Origin of the sequence: Litoreibacter sp. (assembly GCF_039974535.1) — a bacterium.
In the GTDB taxonomy this organism is placed as follows: Bacteria; Pseudomonadota; Alphaproteobacteria; order Rhodobacterales; family Rhodobacteraceae; genus Litoreibacter.
Genome location: NZ_JBDWIU010000003.1, coordinates 29,859 through 43,964, shown reverse-complemented (window position 1 = coordinate 43,964; position 14,106 = coordinate 29,859). Strand labels below are relative to the sequence as shown.

Below are 14,106 nucleotides of genomic sequence, written 5' to 3'. Positions count from 1 at the left end.
AAGCGCTCCAGTTTTCAGATTTAAAAGACTTTTTCAGAAGGATTTTGTCCAATGACAGCCCCAATGTTTCCCGCAAATGCCCACCGGTACGACCCCTATCGAACGTTCAAGTTTCAGGTGGTAATCGCGGGCAAAACCGTCGCAGGCCTCTCCAAAATGGGGGCCTTGAAAAAGACCACCGAAGTGGTCAATTGGCGTGCTGCTGGGGATCCCAGCTACCAACGCGCCATGCCCGGCGGCACCAAGTTTGAGAACGTAACGCTCGAGCAAGGTCTAAGCCATGATCCAGTGTTTGAGGAGTGGGCCAACGCCGTCAACAACGTCGCCGATGGTGACGCGGGCATGAGCCTGCTCAACTTTCGCCGCGACGTGGTCATTAACGTGTTGAACTTGCAAGGCACCCCCGCAATGTCATATGTGCTGCGCCGTGCCTTCGTGACTGAGTACCAAGCCCTACCTGAAATGGATGCCAACAGCATGAATGCCGTTGGAATTCAGTCCATTACGCTGGCTTATGAAGGCTTCACACGTGACACGGCCGTGGCCGAGCCAGCTGAGTCCTAATGGCAGACCGCGCCCCCATGACCCTTGCCGTGGGATTTCCCACCGCAACACCGCGCTCCCTGACGGGGCGGGTTGAGCTCGCATTGGCCGATGCCTTGCAGCTGCCAACCCGCCCCGAACAGGTAAGCGGCGTCTTGGGTGCGATGTTTTCCACCATCGGCGGCCTGCCCGTCACCCGCGAGTTGGTGGATCGTTTGGCCACCGGCGCGCGCGCATGGTGCCTGACAAGGGCCGCCCTGCTGTTTCAGCCCGGCTTACGGTGGTTCCAAGCAAGTTGTAGCGCATGCGGCGAAGCCTATGACATATCAGCCTCTCTGGCCGACACCCCAAGATCTGACATACCCAAAGCCTTCCCCGTTATCGAGGTTGAGACCACCCTAGGGCCGCGCCGTTTCGAGGTTCCAAATGGCACCACGGAGCGGGCCCTTGTAGACGCCTCCGCCCCCACCGCGTTGCGCGTTCTGGCCGCGTCATGTGGGTTGGATCACGCCGCCGCTGATCAGGCATCTCGGTTCAACCGGTCTGACCTAGACCTGATCGAAGCCCAACTGGACGCCGCGACCCCAGACATACCTGACGCCCTTACGACCCATTGCCCCCTGTGTGATGCCGAAACCTCAGCGCATATAGACCCGCTGAACTTCGCCTTCCCCGATGCACGCAACCTATTGGGCCAAGTTCACCTGATCGCGCGGGCCTACCACTGGGATGAACGTGACATCCTCGACATGCCCTCCTCGCGGCGTCGGCGCTATGCCGAAATCATCACGCAAATGTCTCAAGGCGCGCGCAGATGAGTTTACTTAACCGTCTTTTGCCCCGTGCGGGCCACGTCACGGCGACCAGTATCCGCCCTAAAGGTATGCCTCAGCCAAGCAGCCACCAAATGACGTCCCCTCTGTCGCGGATGGAGGATGAAGAAGCGCACCCCATGCGCCGCGAGGAGCTAGAGGAGCAAGCGGCCCCCTTAAGACGGCAAGACGAGGAACAAGCCGACCTGAGCCGCGAGGCCGCAGCACCAGACGAGGCTCTGCCGCTTCACCGCGCACCGGAGGAAGACCTGCAGCCAATGCGTCGATCAACAGAGGAAGAAGCCCAACCTCTGCACCGCCTTGAGGAGCCTGAGGAGACAGAAAGCGTCCAAGCTTTGCACCGTATGGAAGAAAGCGAAGAGGCCGACGCCCAAGCCTTGCGCCCAATGGCGGCCCCCAATGCGACCATGAAATCCAATGTGAGCCGCACGGATACCGCAGATGAACCTGAGGCCGCGCCAATGATGCGCATGGACGAAGACCTGCAACCTTTACGCCGCGCATCCAGCCCAGACCTGAGCCGTGCCGAAATACAAGACGACACCCTAATGCCCCCCGACGCCCCATCACACACGCCCTTACCCGACTTAGAAGAAACGCCACCAGCTATGGCACTTCACCGCGAGGTGACGCCATCAGCCATATCATCTGCCGTGTCGAACACGCCGAATGCGCCTGTAACGCCGGAAGCCATCCCCGCACCCGCACCGGAGGCCACACCAGCACCGCAACCTGAGCAGCCACAGCCAACCTTTGAGCAAACTTTGCCAGATCTCCACGACGCGCCCCCCACGTTTGACCCATCCCCGCAACCTACATCTGACATCCTCGAAGGTCCCGCCAAGGTTGTGATTGATCAAGTTGATGTCGTGATCCAAGAACCCGCGCGCGCCGCGCAGCCTGCGTCCCCATCACATGACTTGTCCGCCATGGCCCGGCGCAGATACTTAGGGGGCATTTGATATGGCATTAGATGCCAGTTCCCTATCCATCGCCATTCAAGGGTTTGCCGACCATCTGGCGGCGAGCTTCACCCAAGACGTCACCGTGACTGTTGGAACTCCCAACATTGCAGCCGATCAGGCCAAAGGCTCTGACAAGGCGGTCCTCAACGTGTTTTGCTACCGCTTGTCGCCCTCCGGCATCCACCCTGATTTAACCCCGAACGAGCCTACGTTCATTCGTGCGCACGTATTATTAACTGCGTTCTCGGATGCAACAGATGCGGCCATAAAGGACAAGGATCTACGGGTTCTGGGCCATGCGTTGCGGGTGCTGCAATCGCAACCGGTGATCCCCACCGTCCTCCCGGGAAACTCGCCGGCCCCTCAGGTTAGCCAATACCGCATCCAAGCGGTCCTTCAGGCAACCGAGATGGAGGAAATGAACCATATCTGGTCCATCCAAGGCAGCGACACATCCTATAGGCTCTCCGTGGCGTACGAATTGGCGCTTATCCCCGTCGAGCCATTGACCTATGCCCCACCACCAGTTCCGGTGCAAAATGCGGTCTTGGATCTAAGCGCAGATGCGAAGCCGGACAGCAAATTCTCCTCAACGCCTATAGCCATCACGCCCGCGAATTCGAACCACAGCTGGCTCCCCTTCTCGATGATCCGTGTCGCAGACATGTTAACATCACAGACCTCAGTCGCGCCGGGAACGTCTCAGGTACAGCTCGCCATTGCGGGCCAGCCCGACGCAGAGGTTGCGATCTCCGTTCAATGGCAGCGCGCGGATGAAACCACGCAGTCCCAGTCGCCCCAGAACGCGGTCATCACATCAAACGCGCTTGATCTGCAAACTGCCCTCATTGCTGTCGATCTGCAAAACGCCGCGTCTGGTGACGTCGCAACATTGGTCATTCGTCCTGTTGGAGCCGACATGCCAGCAGGCAATACCGTAGGAATTGAGGTCACATGACACTTGCCCCTCCGCCCCTTGAGATCACCGAACTTTTGTCATCCGCAATGGATTTGGAATGGGCCCGCATCCACGAGATGCTTTCCCTAGCCGAGGCTCAACGCACGAATGCAAGCTTGGACGACGGGTTCTCGAAGCGTTTCGCGGCGCTCAACGAAACCGTCAGCACCACGCGCAATGCTGGTAGTTGGGAAGGGCTAGGCGCGATAATTGAGGGCGACGTGCTAGACCAATTCACCGCGTTGGATGTGGACCTCATGGCATTTGCTTTGGCCCCCGTTGCACGCCCAGCTTTCGCGCCGCGCATCCAGTCTCTGCAGCCTCAAATTGGGGCCCCTTGGCCCAGCTTGGCCTTGTTGCAAGAGTTGCTGCTCTTGGAGACGACCGAAGATATCGCGGGCCTCATCGCCCGCCTTACACCAACCTCTCCGTTGGTGACATCGGGCCTGATCAAGGTTGAGGGCGATACGCCCGCACAAACCTTGCGCCCAGGCCCGGTTCTGATCCGCACAATGCTTGATCGTGATCCAGAGCTGTCCCCGCCCCCCGGCGCGTCACTTTCATCCGCACGCGGGACATGGGATCAACTGGTTTTACCCTCAGCCACCTTGCGTCAACTTCGCGAATTCGCATCATGGGTGGAGCACCGTCACGCCATGACCCGCGACTGGGGCGCCCGCGCGGTTCACGGACCATTGGCCTTGTTTTCTGGGGCTTCGGGCACGGGGAAAAGCTTTGCCGCGACTGTACTTGCCACTGAATTGGGGATGCGGACAGGTGCGCCTTGGGCGCTCTACAGCCTCGACCTTGGGCGCATCATGTCCAAATATGTGGGCGAGACTGAGAAGAACCTCAACGCGCTGCTCGACAGCTTAGAGGGGCGCAACGCCATTTTGCAAATCGACGAGGCCGACGGGCTTTTGGGGAAACGTGGCGAGGTCTCCGACGCGCGTGATCGCTACGCGAATTTGGAGGTCAGCCATATGCTCGCGCGCTTTGAGCGCCACAGCGGCCCCGTCATTTTAACCACCAACCTGCGTGCCAACGTCGATCCAGCTTTCTTGCGGCGGTTCCAATTGGTCGTCGACTTTCCAACTCCAGATGATGCCGCGCGCGCCGCACTTTGGAAAACGCTTCTCCCGCCCAAGGCCCCTCTCGCCGCGCGCGTGGATCTAGAGGAGTTGGGGTCAGCCGTCCGCCTATCGGGCGGCAGCATATCCAACGCAGCCACCTATGCGGCCGTGTTGTCCTACTCCGACACAGGGACGATTGATCTTCCCCACATCTCCCGCGCGATTTGGGCGGAACTCACCAAGGATGCACGTCATGTGCGCCCCAGCGAAGTCGGCTATCTGGCCGAATTCCTTGAGGTGGCAGAATGAAACTGAAACGCCTCACCTTAAAGCTGCCTGCTTCGATGGCTAACACCGCACCTCATGATGCTCGTGCTATTGCCCAAGCCGTGGGGGAAGCATTGGCGAAGGGCGCCTCTCCCGACGGGCCCGTGCATATCAACAGCCACGGGCAAAATGGATCCGTGTTGGCCAGTCAAGTCGGTGCAGGACTGAAAGGTGGTCGCCATGGCCATTGAAACCAAAGGCATGCTGTTTGAATACGGGCTAACGGTGCCCCCCTTGGCGCTGAGGTTCCAATTCAACCCCCAAGAAATCAGCCGCTCGCGCACCGTTACGGTGAAGACGGGGGACGCCCCGGGGTCGCGTGGCGGGTACGACTTTGTGTCCCCACTAGAGACCTCCCGCGTATCGCAAGGCGTCGAGATGCAAGCCGAGAGCTTTTCGGTCACCATCTTGCTTGATGCCACTGACGCGCTCAACGACGGCGAGGCCATCGCAAAGACTTTTGGGGTCCAACCCCAGATCGATACTCTCAGGTCCATGGCCGAGCCTAAAGTGCAAGGTCCCGGCGGTGTGAAGGTTCTTGCCTCCCTAGGCCTGTCAGGGTCGCGGGCGTTTGAACGCGACGAAACCGCATCGGTCTTGGTCTTTGCATGGGGAATGCAATTGTTGCCCGTATTTCTGACCGGAGTGACCCAGAAGGAGGCATTCCACCTGCCAAACCTTATGCCCTACCGCGCCGAGATGGGGCTGACGATGCAGGTCATTGAGAGTGCAAACCCCTTCTTCCTTGCTGACAAAACCCGCCAGACCATTGGCACCGGTTTAAACCTTGTGTCCGGTTTGGGAGGATAGCACGATGGCATTTTTCAAAGGCAGCTATTACGAAACCACCGCCGTATTTGAGCCTCCAGAAGATGGCGTACACGGATTTCGCGGGCTCCGAGGGCGCGCCATTGCCAACCCGGAAGCCGTCTTAGAACATTCTGTTGCCATTGGTGACCGGCTTGATCAGATGGCCCAAAATTATTACGCGAATTCAAAGGATTGGCGTCGCCTCGCAGATTGCAATCCAGACCTCATCTTTCCAGAAGATATGATCTACGGCCCTGAAGCCCACCCAGACAAGCCGGAAGTTTCCGCGAAAAAAACCGGCTTCACGTTGCTTGTCCCGCGCAAGCGCGAGGTGCGCTGATGGGGTTGCTTGATCAACTATTGGATCCTGGATTTCGCCAAGCTGCCTCCGTGGAGATTTTGGTGGGTAGCGGGAAAACCGACCTCGGGTCGCTTGCAAACTTGATCTCTTCAATCGAGGTCCGCGCCGCGCGCATGGAAGCTGCAAGCTCAACCATTACCATTGATGACCGGCGCGATACCAACGGTGACTTCATGGCCGCCGATGCCGGAATTTTTGCCCGCTGGGAGCCAATTGTCATCAATGCCGATTTTCAGACCCACATAGAGGAGGTCTTTCGCGGCTACATCATGGAGTTGAAGCCAAGCTACCCGCAAAACGGCGGTGAGGCGAAGCTTGTCATTGAATGCCTCGACGACAGCGCGGCGCTCTCGCGAGAACATCAGCGAAAACCATGGGGCAACGAGACCAACCCAATGACTGATCGCGCCATATTGGAAGAGCTCATCCAGCCCCTGCCCTTGAAACTCGTTGGCGGGCCTGACGGCTCCAACACACGTGCCTTAACCCAAGACGCAACGCCGATTGCATTCCTGCAAGATCGCGCCAAGGCCAATGGGTACGAGATGATTTTTGAACGCGGCGAGGTCTACTTTGGCCCTAAACGCTTGGAAGGTGACGCCCAAGCCGCCATCATGGTCTACGCGGGCGACGCCACGAATTGTCTTAACTTTTCTGTCTCTGATGAAGCCAACAAGCCCGACGTCGTCGCATGGGAAAAAGCCCCCGCCGTCGATGGCGATGAGACATTAACCGGCGAGGCCACGGCAGATCTCCCCCTGCTCGGTCAATTCGCGGCGGCGTCTGAAGGGGCTGGACTTGGCACCCCCGCAATTACCCGCATCAAGGGCGAAGGCGACGAAACCGTCGAAGAAGTTGAAGCCCGCGCCCAAGGCATGGTCAACGAGGCAAGCTTTCGCGTCAAAGCCAGCGGCGAGTTGGACGGCACGCTTTACGGCCGCGTTTTACGTGTTGGCGGCACCGTGAGCGTGGACGGTGTCGGCTCACGCAATGGCGGGATCTATTACGTGGATAGCGTCACCCACCAGTTCAACCCGGACGGCTACCGTCAACAATTCCAACTCATCCGAAACGCGGTGGGCGAAACCGATGCAGTGGGCGCTCCCCCGCTGTCCACGGTTCTGTCCGCTATCAAAAACCTGTTCTGAGGGGTCCCTGTATGTCCGAGATATTCCAAGCCCTAGAAAACACGATTAAAAAGCAGCAGCGCAGCTACTTTGGGAAATACCGCGCCTTCATCGCGGATGTGGATGACCCAGAGCTGCGTGGCCGTTGCAAACTCGTAATACCTTCTGTTTTGGGCACGGAAACCTCGGATTGGGCGCTGCCCGTTCTGCCCTATGGCGGGGGGCAAGGCTTTGGCATGATCGCGGTCCCGCCGCTCGGGGCTCAAGTGGTTGCAGAGTTCTTAGAGGGAGATGCCGCAAGCCCGATGTGGACGGGCACGTTCTGGCGAACCAGTGAAGAAGTCCCTGAAGAGTATACCGACCAAGCGATCAAGCTCATCAAAACCGAAAGCGGGCATGTCCTGTCTCTCGATGACACTGGTGACACAGAAGTCTTAACCGTCAAATCCTCAGCAGATGCCTCAATTGTCATGGATGAAGATGGATCCATCGTGTTAACTGATTCCGCCGGCTCAACCGTCGCCCTAGACGCCGCAGCGGGAGAATTGCTTGTTGTTGACGGGAATGGGAACGAGCTGAAAATGACCTCGTCCGGCATTACATGCACCGATGTAAATGGCAATGAAATCAGCGCGTCAGGTGGCGGGGTTGAAGTGAAATCCTCCGCAACAATCAACATCCAAGGGTCCATGGTTACTATCGCCGGATCTGGTGGGGAGCCGCTCATTAAGGGCTCGACCTTTCTCTCTCTTTTTAACGCTCACACCCATAACGCGACCTCTATTGGTGCGCCGACCTCGCCACCGCTGATCCCACTCACCCCGTCCGTATTAACCACCAAAAGCACGGCAAGTTGATGTCCCAATATGAAAGCACCCTACCGCGCATTGGCTATATGGCCTTCCCGTTTCGCATCACGCAAAACGGGGGCGCTCAAGTGACTCGATACGATCATATCCGCCAGCAAGTGGAACAGGTCTTGTTCACCTCACCCGGCGAGCGCGTCTTTCGCCCAGAATACGGCTTTGGGGCCCGTCAGCACGTGTTTGAGCCCAATTCCACGGGCATGTGGGAGTTGGCTCAAAACCGGCTTTATGGCGCATTAGCTGAAACCTTGGCCGGTGAGGTCGACCCCAAATCCATTCGCGTCAATGTCGGCGCGCCACCAGACAAGCCAGAGGTCTTGATGGTCGAGATTGGGTACACGATCGCGGCCCTTGCTCGCGAAGAAACCCATAGATTTGAGGTGACGTAATGGCACAACTCGCGCCAGCCAAACTGGTCTTTGACGGCACCTGCCCCGATTGCGGGATCAGAGAGCAGATTTTGCCCCTCCCCCTGCCGGGCGTAGAAGACGACTTCGATTGGAAAACCCGTGACTACGACAGTTTCCGCCTGTTCATGATGCAAGAACTCGCCTCGCGCTATCCTGACCGCAGACGCTGGAGCCCTGCTGATATGGAAGTGGTCTTGGTCGAGGTGTTGTCAGCCGCCCTAGACCGCGCCTCCCATGCCTTAGACCGCGTGCAAGCCGAACGTTTCTTGGACACGGCCCGCCGCCCTGGCTCGGTGCGCAGATTGCTGGCGATGATTGGCTGGCAACCTGATGACGCAGACATGGAGAATGCGCGCAGGCTTTACCGCCCAGAAGGCGCGGAGCCAAAGGATGCCCAAGCGATTGAGCAGTACTGGCAACGTACTCCATCTGCGATGGAACGCGCGCGACAAGACGGCCCAAGCCAAATCGCCACCCAACACCGCATGGTCACCTTGGATGACCACAGCGCCACCCTGCAAGCTCACCCTTTTGTGGCGTTGGCTCAGGCACGACTGGTCTGGTCAGGGGCATGGAATTCGATCCTCATTGCCTCATTGCTGGAAGACGGCGTTGACATGGACGCGGCCCTACACGACGGCCCATTAAATGCGCCACGGCCAAACAAGCTGCGTGCGGAGCTTTGGGACCAGATCGTGGCCTACCATTCCAACCGCAACCTAGCCTTGCCACGCGTTGGACCGCAACTGACCGGACGCGCCATTTTACGCGTGTTAATAGAGGCTTACCGGATGATCGGCTCGGAGGTGTTCTTGGAGCCAGCGCGCCCAGCCCCGATCAATGTCACCCTGTCCATTCGCGCCAAACCCGGTTTCTTTCGCTCCGAATTGCGTCAGGCCGTGGCTGAGGTCTTCACCTCTGATCAAGGCGGCTTCTTCGAGCCGGGCCGCTTTGGTTTCGGCGAAACGGTCTATGCCTCCGACATCATCGAGACAGCTATGCAAATCGAAGGCGTGGCCGTCGCTTGTCTGAACCGGTTTCGCCGTGTCGGCTCCGGCTTCGCAGATCGCAGTGGCGAGGGCTTTATCCCAATCGATATCGACAGCTACGCCCTATGCGAAAGCGATCCCCACACTCCCGAGCAAGGTGTTCTACGCATAACCGTACAAGGGGGCGAAGTCGGATGAGCCAATTAAACATCCCCACCGATTTGACCCGTTGGAACCGCGCAGGACGTAGCCGCTTTGACTATGTAGACGGTGATGCGTCTGTGTGGCTTGAACGGCTGCGCGAGATTCTCACCGGACTTTATGCCAAGGGCGTGCCCGCAGAGATGCGCCAGCCCGATGCCATGCGGGACCTGTTCTTACGCGAGACATCCGATCTGATGCGCAATGAGGTGGACACAGAAGCCTTGCGCGCCGCCTTGATATGGCAACGCCTCGCAGATGCACTGCCCCCCTCCACCGACGAGGGCGCCAAACTGGAAAGTCGCGGCCAACGCACCAAGCGTATTCGCAGCCAGTATAGGGCAACGAGCGATGGGGACTACGCATGGGATCTTTTGCGGGCATTCGCGCGGGCCAGCCATGTGACGCTCGGGCACCTAAACGCCTACCAAAACGAAGGCTATCTGCGCACGGCCACCCAATGGGACAACCTTCGACGCATGGCAAGTTTGGTGAATTACCAGCCCACACCTGCCGCATCTGCCAGCGCCTTGGTCGCCTTGGAGTTGAAGCCTGACGCAGGCACCGCTGAAGTCAAAGCAGGGTTTGCGATGAAACACATCCCCCCTGAGGGTAAGCCATTGGTGTTTGAGACCTTGGGCAAGCTTGTGGCACATCCCTCATTGAACGCCGCGCGCGTGTCTGGTTGGGACGAAAACACCACGCCTATCGCGGCCCAAAACGCGCTATGGGAAAATCCCGACAGCCACAGCATTTCCCCAGGTGAATTGGTGATAATAATCGGCCAAGGGGGCGAACAGGTCGCAACCCTATCAAACGTCACTGACGCCAGCCTTGAAGATGACGACAGCGTGCTAGAGCTGGGGCTTACTTCCGCCTTAACGCGCAGGCCGCAGACCTCAAATGCACGGCTGCTGCGCGATCCTAAGGATGTGTTCAACGCCTTGCCACGCAGCTCCTCCACTCAAGTGGTCGTAGAGCTTTCATCCCCCGTTGGTCTGCAATCTGGCAATTTGGTGGAACTACAAGGCTTAGAGCCCCCCCAAATCGTCGCCATCACACAACGTGATGAGAACCAACTGGCTTTCGAGCTGCCCGATGGCCTCAAGTTACCGAAGAATTTTCTCCTCACCGCGCTCACCCCGCTTGCCGCTGCCAAGGATGGTCGCTTCGAGACCTCAACCACCGAAGTTGATACCGTTTTCTACCAAGGGAAGGACGCCATCGTCGCGCAAGCATGGGGTGAAAGCGCCGTAGAACATGGAAACGTCAGCGTTCTTCGCGATGGCGTCGAAGAAATCCAGTCCGACAAATCCGGAAGGCCAGTTGTTGGTTACAGCTTCAAGCCCTCATCGAAGCCAGACGTCGTGTACCTTCGTCAGCAGGGCGAAAAATCGGTCAAAGTCAGCCTTGTTGGCAGCCCCAAGGTCACGAGCGATGACAGCTCGCGCGTGGCGTCCTTTCGTGGGGCCTTGCCAAAGGGGCTTCGTCGCGGGTCTTATTTCATCCGGCGCAATCGCCGCACAGGCACCCATCAGGCATTGCGCGTACGCGGGTTGCGCCAAGACAGAGGCCAGTTCCATATAGAGTTCGACGCCTCAATCGGCGCGCCTCATCTTTCCGAATTCATCGGCCCCATGCGCAATTCGCTGCGCCCCTTTGGTCATGATCATAACCCCCGTGCCTTTGGCGATCTCGCCTTGCTCACGCTGACAGACATTCCCGATGCAGCCCTCGACATTCTGCGCCCGGGACGTGCGCTCATTGTCAGCGACGGGGAGACTGATCTTCAGGCCAGCCTGACCTCCATCAAACCGTTGGGCGGCGCTCAGGTTGAAATCGGGTTGGAAATCGCGGGATCGATGGCCCAAATGACCCGAGGAGACACGGTGTTCCGTTTAAATGCTGTCACTGCGGGCCACGGCGAAAGCAAGGGGCCAAAAACACTGGGATCGGGCGATGGCGAGCAGCTACGCCAAAGTTTCTTACTGCAATTGAGCGATATTTCTCATGTCGCCTCTCCGGTTGCTGAAAGCGGCGTGATGCCTGCGCTAGATGTTACCGTTGAGGGCGAGGTTTGGCCCTATAGCGATTACATTGATCCCGCGGCAGATGGCACCAAAAGCTGGTCCTCTACCCTAGGGGATGATGGCAACCTGACCATTCATTTTCGCAGACGTCTACCAACCGGCACCAACAATGTCGCCTTGCTACGCCACCGGATCGGCACCGGTGCACGTGGCTCCGACATGCCACCGCTTTCCTTGCAAGACCCCTCCAAGAAGCACCCTCATGTGCAGGCCGTGCATCAACCCTTTGCCTCATCTGGTGGCGCGGACCGTGAACCGGTGGACAGCTTGCGAACCTCGGCCCCTGCCCGCCTGTCATCCAATGGGCGCGCGGTGTCCCTGCGCGATATCGAAATGCTATGCACCAGACATGCCGCCGTCTGGAGCGCTCGTGCCCAAGAAGTAACCAGCGCCAGCAGGTCCCGCGTTGTGCAACTCCACGTCGTCCCCGCTGGGGGCGCAGAACTTAGCGAGTTGTTGCGCATAAACTTGCACGAAGCCCTGAGCGGCAGAATGCTGCCCGGTGTCGCGTTAACCTTTGCGCCCTATAGCCCGCTCTACCTGCGCATCTGGGCTGATATACGCGCGGACCTGACGTCTTACGATGCAACTGATATTGCGGGGGCTTGCGACGCCGCTTTGCGTCACCGTTTTGCCCTGTCAGCTCGCACCTTCGGCCAACCCGCCTATATCTCGGAGGCCACCGCCGCCTTGGAGGCCGTGACAGGCGTGGCGACAAGCATAATCACGCGCTTTGATTACGGCCCAAACACCCCGCGTGATTTGCCCCGTGTCATGGTGCGCGACGCGCAAATCGTCACCATTTTTCCCCGCGCCAATGAGGTCGCCCATATCGCCGAGAATTCCGCGGCTGATGCTTTGTCGGGGGCTCCATCCATTTCCGTAAACATACGAGGTCTCCATGACTGATCCCGTTGACATAGATCCGCTTCGGTCTCGCGCAGGGCGCATCCTCTACCACGAGCTGCCCGAGGAATACCGTTACCGCGATAATGGTGATGGCACAGACTTCGGTGACCTAGAGGCCTTGCTGCATGGCTTTGGCCATCTGTTGGACCAAATCCGCGCGACCACCGAGCAAGCCCACGCGGACAGCTTCGCAGAACCTCTGGATGACGGTCGCAGCATCCAACCGTGGGTCGTCCCATATCTGGCGGAGCTGTTAGGAGCCGAGTTAACCGCCCCAGATCCCGTTGCGCGGGCGCAAGAATTGAACCGGTCCATCTCGTGGTACAAATCCAAAGGGACCTTAGCCTCAATCGACGACATTGGGGATGTCGTTGCCCGCACCGAAACCGTGGCTAAAGAAGGTTGGCGCATGACGGCGCAAACCCCGCGCATGGATTTACCCCCCTTCACCCAACGCCCTGACGTCTCGCAAGGTGCAAACATCGTCACACCCGACTTTCGCAAAAGCAGCCGCGCAGTTGTGGATGAAGACGGCTCCAACCCGTTGTTTCATTTAGCACCTTCGCGCCACCAAACTGATGAAGCGGGGCTTTACTGGCGGGTGTCTGCCCCCAATGGCGTGCCATGTTTCCCGCGGGCATATGACGACAACACGGCCCGCACCCCCGACTTGCGCGACCCTGAACGCACCCGCCGCATTGGACCGCACCCACGCCGCACACTCATTCACGTGCGTCCTCCGCAGGGCATCTTCCACGAGGGCTTGCCAGAGGTTAAGCTGACACAAGCAAGATTCAATGCCTTGCTCAAAGAGCACAAGGACGTCCTCCGTGCGAGCGATCTACTGGGGGAGGAAATTCCCGGCGACGGCATCACGGGGCCCGCAGTCATTGCAAATGTCCCCGCGAAATTAAACCTGCCCAATCGCGCCATAACCTTGCAAGGCATTCGCTTCAAAGGCCCCAAGGGAGCGGCCAACCTATCCGGTGCTGCCAATACCAGCGTGACCTTCTTGGATTGCGCGGTGCATAAGCTCTCGCTACCGGCGAAAACAAAGCTGAAAGCCCCAAGCGTTTTAGCGGAGCATTCGGTCTTCGAAGAAATCTTCGCCCCCGCCCGATATGCCCAGATGACCTATTGCACCGTTATGGGCAGCACCGAGTTGACGCGCATAGATGCCTCAGATTGCCTATTTGGCACCTTATCCGATACGCTCATTTGCGGCGACAAGCAGGCCCCCCAAAGCTGCTTGCGGTTTTCACGGTTTGCCCCGCGCGACCTAGGAGACGCCAAGGAACGCCGTTGCTTGGATGCAAAAGGCAGCTCGAACACGACGGCGCTACCGCAGTTCATCGACCGTTGGCACAAGCAAAAAGACGGCTGCATCAAGCGCATCTCCACCTACGGAGAGGCAGGTTACGCCGTTCTGGACACTGACACCCCCAGTAGCATCACCGCTGGCGCTGAGGATGAAGGCGAGATCGGCGTTGGTCACAACCTGCACCACGCCGCCAGCCTGCGTGCATTGCGCGACAAGCTCGAACAATTCCTGCCCCTTGGGCAAGAGATTGCCATTTTTTACGATCCAATGCTGGCCCTGAGTCCACCCATTTTGGACCCCGCCGAAACCTAATTACAAAGAAG

General features: G+C 58.6%; 14 protein-coding genes. All 14 read left to right on the top strand.

Features of this window, described 5'->3' with window-relative positions; all coding sequences use genetic code 11:
* Positions 1–51 precede the first annotated feature (51 nt).
* Genes ABJN86_RS01360 through ABJN86_RS01295 form a run of 14 tightly spaced genes read left to right on the top strand, consistent with a single transcriptional unit; the run spans position 52 to position 14,095 of the window.
* Positions 52–564 carry a phage tail protein gene (locus ABJN86_RS01360; RefSeq protein ID WP_348364599.1) on the top strand — a complete coding sequence of 171 codons (513 nt, stop codon included), beginning with the start codon at positions 52–54 and terminating at the stop codon, positions 562–564.
* Positions 564–1,361 (top strand): hypothetical protein, encoded by a 798-nt coding sequence (locus tag ABJN86_RS01355; RefSeq protein WP_348364600.1) that lies wholly within the window; start codon positions 564–566, stop codon positions 1,359–1,361. Before ABJN86_RS01360 ends, ABJN86_RS01355 begins: the two co-directional genes overlap by 1 nt.
* Positions 1,358–2,338 (top strand): hypothetical protein, encoded by a 981-nt coding sequence (locus ABJN86_RS01350; protein WP_348364601.1) that lies wholly within the window; start codon positions 1,358–1,360, stop codon positions 2,336–2,338. Before ABJN86_RS01355 ends, ABJN86_RS01350 begins: the two co-directional genes overlap by 4 nt.
* Position 2,339: 1 nt before the next feature.
* Positions 2,340–3,299 carry a Pvc16 family protein gene (locus tag ABJN86_RS01345; protein WP_348364602.1) on the top strand — a complete coding sequence of 320 codons (960 nt, stop codon included), beginning with the start codon at positions 2,340–2,342 and terminating at the stop codon, positions 3,297–3,299.
* Positions 3,296–4,681 (top strand): ATP-binding protein, encoded by a 1,386-nt coding sequence (locus tag ABJN86_RS01340; RefSeq protein WP_348364603.1) that lies wholly within the window; start codon positions 3,296–3,298, stop codon positions 4,679–4,681. The genes ABJN86_RS01345 and ABJN86_RS01340 overlap by 4 nt, the downstream gene beginning before the upstream one ends.
* Positions 4,678–4,890 (top strand): hypothetical protein, encoded by a 213-nt coding sequence (locus ABJN86_RS01335; RefSeq protein WP_348364604.1) that lies wholly within the window; start codon positions 4,678–4,680, stop codon positions 4,888–4,890. The genes ABJN86_RS01340 and ABJN86_RS01335 overlap by 4 nt, the downstream gene beginning before the upstream one ends.
* A complete protein-coding gene (locus tag ABJN86_RS01330; RefSeq protein ID WP_348364606.1) occupies positions 4,880–5,509 on the top strand; it encodes a hypothetical protein in 630 nt (209 codons plus the stop codon). Before ABJN86_RS01335 ends, ABJN86_RS01330 begins: the two co-directional genes overlap by 11 nt.
* A 4-nt stretch (positions 5,510–5,513) precedes the next feature.
* Positions 5,514–5,849 (top strand): hypothetical protein, encoded by a 336-nt coding sequence (locus ABJN86_RS01325; RefSeq protein WP_348364607.1) that lies wholly within the window; start codon positions 5,514–5,516, stop codon positions 5,847–5,849.
* On the top strand, positions 5,849–7,018 hold the full coding sequence (locus ABJN86_RS01320) for a hypothetical protein (protein ID WP_348364609.1): 1,170 nt from the start codon (positions 5,849–5,851) through the stop codon (positions 7,016–7,018). Before ABJN86_RS01325 ends, ABJN86_RS01320 begins: the two co-directional genes overlap by 1 nt.
* An 11-nt stretch (positions 7,019–7,029) precedes the next feature.
* Complete coding sequence (locus ABJN86_RS01315; protein ID WP_348364610.1) at positions 7,030–7,854, top strand: phage baseplate assembly protein V; 825 nt, start codon at positions 7,030–7,032, stop codon at positions 7,852–7,854.
* A complete protein-coding gene (locus ABJN86_RS01310; RefSeq protein WP_348364612.1) occupies positions 7,854–8,252 on the top strand; it encodes a GPW/gp25 family protein in 399 nt (132 codons plus the stop codon). Before ABJN86_RS01315 ends, ABJN86_RS01310 begins: the two co-directional genes overlap by 1 nt.
* Positions 8,252–9,460, top strand: a complete 1,209-nt coding sequence (locus tag ABJN86_RS01305) for a hypothetical protein (RefSeq protein WP_348364613.1) — start codon at positions 8,252–8,254, stop codon at positions 9,458–9,460. The genes ABJN86_RS01310 and ABJN86_RS01305 overlap by 1 nt, the downstream gene beginning before the upstream one ends.
* A complete protein-coding gene (locus tag ABJN86_RS01300) occupies positions 9,457–12,462 on the top strand; it encodes a hypothetical protein (protein WP_348364615.1) in 3,006 nt (1,001 codons plus the stop codon). Before ABJN86_RS01305 ends, ABJN86_RS01300 begins: the two co-directional genes overlap by 4 nt.
* On the top strand, positions 12,455–14,095 hold the full coding sequence (locus ABJN86_RS01295; protein ID WP_348364617.1) for a hypothetical protein: 1,641 nt from the start codon (positions 12,455–12,457) through the stop codon (positions 14,093–14,095). Before ABJN86_RS01300 ends, ABJN86_RS01295 begins: the two co-directional genes overlap by 8 nt.
* The last annotated feature ends 11 nt before the right edge of the window (positions 14,096–14,106 follow it).

Bases quoted from the DNA above. Each gene is read 5' to 3' on its own strand.
- ABJN86_RS01360 (WP_348364599.1), top strand. From the start codon at position 52: ATGACAGCCCCAATGTTTCCCGCAAATGCCCACCGGTACGACCCCTAT.
- ABJN86_RS01320 (WP_348364609.1), top strand. From the start codon at position 5,849: ATGGGGTTGCTTGATCAACTATTGGATCCTGGATTTCGCCAAGCTGCC.
- ABJN86_RS01310 (WP_348364612.1), top strand. From the start codon at position 7,854: ATGTCCCAATATGAAAGCACCCTACCGCGCATTGGCTATATGGCCTTC.
- ABJN86_RS01325 (WP_348364607.1), top strand. From the start codon at position 5,514: ATGGCATTTTTCAAAGGCAGCTATTACGAAACCACCGCCGTATTTGAG.
- ABJN86_RS01340 (WP_348364603.1), top strand. From the start codon at position 3,296: ATGACACTTGCCCCTCCGCCCCTTGAGATCACCGAACTTTTGTCATCC.
- ABJN86_RS01300 (WP_348364615.1), top strand. From the start codon at position 9,457: ATGAGCCAATTAAACATCCCCACCGATTTGACCCGTTGGAACCGCGCA.
- ABJN86_RS01345 (WP_348364602.1), top strand. From the start codon at position 2,340: ATGGCATTAGATGCCAGTTCCCTATCCATCGCCATTCAAGGGTTTGCC.
- ABJN86_RS01350 (WP_348364601.1), top strand. From the start codon at position 1,358: ATGAGTTTACTTAACCGTCTTTTGCCCCGTGCGGGCCACGTCACGGCG.
- ABJN86_RS01295 (WP_348364617.1), top strand. From the start codon at position 12,455: ATGACTGATCCCGTTGACATAGATCCGCTTCGGTCTCGCGCAGGGCGC.
- ABJN86_RS01315 (WP_348364610.1), top strand. From the start codon at position 7,030: ATGTCCGAGATATTCCAAGCCCTAGAAAACACGATTAAAAAGCAGCAG.
- ABJN86_RS01305 (WP_348364613.1), top strand. From the start codon at position 8,252: ATGGCACAACTCGCGCCAGCCAAACTGGTCTTTGACGGCACCTGCCCC.
- ABJN86_RS01330 (WP_348364606.1), top strand. From the start codon at position 4,880: ATGGCCATTGAAACCAAAGGCATGCTGTTTGAATACGGGCTAACGGTG.
- ABJN86_RS01355 (WP_348364600.1), top strand. From the start codon at position 564: ATGGCAGACCGCGCCCCCATGACCCTTGCCGTGGGATTTCCCACCGCA.
- ABJN86_RS01335 (WP_348364604.1), top strand. From the start codon at position 4,678: ATGAAACTGAAACGCCTCACCTTAAAGCTGCCTGCTTCGATGGCTAAC.